Annotated in this window: 2 protein-coding genes; one reads left to right on the forward strand and one right to left on the reverse strand. The window is 63.3% G+C overall.

Features of this window, described 5'->3' with window-relative positions; genetic code table 11:
• Positions 1-30 precede the first annotated feature (30 nt).
• Positions 31-636 carry a restriction endonuclease gene (locus NF4_RS35945; RefSeq protein ID WP_198165611.1) on the reverse strand — a complete coding sequence of 202 codons (606 nt, stop codon included), beginning with the start codon at positions 634-636 and terminating at the stop codon, positions 31-33.
• A 709-nt stretch (positions 637-1345) separates the two neighbouring features.
• Between NF4_RS35945 and NF4_RS39720 the strand changes: the two genes are divergently transcribed.
• On the forward strand, positions 1346-1566 hold a 221-nt coding region (locus NF4_RS39720; protein ID WP_232330812.1), incomplete at its 3' end, for a hypothetical protein.

The raw sequence follows: 1566 nt of genomic DNA on the forward strand, positions 1-1566 counted from the left end.
ACCAGTCACCATTCCGCTACCGCACCAGGCTCATATCCACGGAGCGGGGATCGCACCCGCGTTCCACTTCGCCAGCATGACGTTGTCCACCAACCGGATCCCGGTACGCTCGGCGGTCTGGCGGGCCGAGCGGGTGAAACGCGACGTCGTGACCAGCACCGCGACGTCGTAGGTGTGCCAGGTGCTGATACCGCCAACGAACTGCTGCATCTCCCGGTCACCCACCGCATGGTTGATGTTGTAGCGCTTGGCCTGCACGATCAACCGACGACCATCGGCAGTGACCGCGACGACATCGGCTCCACGGTCTCCGGCGCCGCCACTGACCTCGACATCCCGGCACCCCGCGGACCGGCACAGCGAGGCCAGCGCATGCTCGAACTGTTTGTCATCCATCGCGTGGAACGGCAGCACCGCCCTCAGATGATCCTGGTCCCGTTCCAGCCGGCGGCGATGTAGCCACTGGCGGGCATAGAATGCGGCGACCACCCCGGCAACCAAGACGATCACCACGGCGACGATAACCGCGATGTTGTCGCGAGCGAACTGCACCGCCGGCACCCCGACGACGAACACGGCGATCCCTGCCATACCCAGCACACCGGCATCGGACGAGCGGCGACGACGTCTACCCACCTGCACACCCCTTTGTTCCACGAACCCCTGCCGTAACCGGCCAAGGAGACTGTAGACCTGGGCACCGACAAGGGTTACGTGAAACCGGCACTCACCCAGGGTTTCAACCTGAACACGCATGGGCGTACTCGGTGCCGGCCATACGCCGCACCGAACGTTGGGCGCCAATCGTCGCCGTCAGGTAATAGGTCCCCGCACAACACGCCCCCAGAGGTCGAGCACAGTCGTGGCGGCCGGGCAAGACCAGGCAGAGAACGCAGCGCGGACCGAGAATGTCGACGACCACCCCGTCAATCGCAATTCTCGTTGCCGTATTCGCAATTGATGGCGAGGCCGCGCTGCCGGCCGTCCGGCATTCGGCCGACACGACCTCTCGATGACTTTGCTGGAGCAACACCATGTGTCAACCCACCTGGGGATTCCGGCCTTTCGGGGAACAACCGCGCGAAGAACACTCGACTGGCTGTGGCTGCCCAGCCTCTCGCTACGCCGGTGCGCGTGCATCGGCTCCGGAATCCTGAAGCTGGCCCCATTCGCAAAGTAGTCTCGCGCTCAGGCTGATTCGTCTACTGTTGCCGGTCATGCGCTATCGAGGCCGGGAACGGTATCGGCGAGAACAGGGGTGCCGGTAGTAGGGGTTCCGGACTGGTGCAGGAAACAACGAAGGTCGGCATATTCGCTGGTAAGGATGCGGAAGGGCGGGCACCCGGTGTCCGACGATGACATGGCACGGCTGTCACCGTTCGTGCGCGCCCACATCGGCATCGACGGGCACTACAGCTTTCACCTTCCCGACCTCGAACGACTCGCCAAGGGTCCGAATGGCCCTTTAAAACCGGAGTACGCGAAACGACTTTCGCATGGTCTCTATGTCAGCAGGTCGGATACAGGAAATATTGAACTGCAACGACTCTCGTCCGTCTCCCGTGC

Source organism: Nocardia fusca NBRC 14340 (assembly GCF_001618425.1).
GTDB classification, from domain to species: domain Bacteria; phylum Actinomycetota; class Actinomycetes; order Mycobacteriales; family Mycobacteriaceae; genus Nocardia; species Nocardia fusca.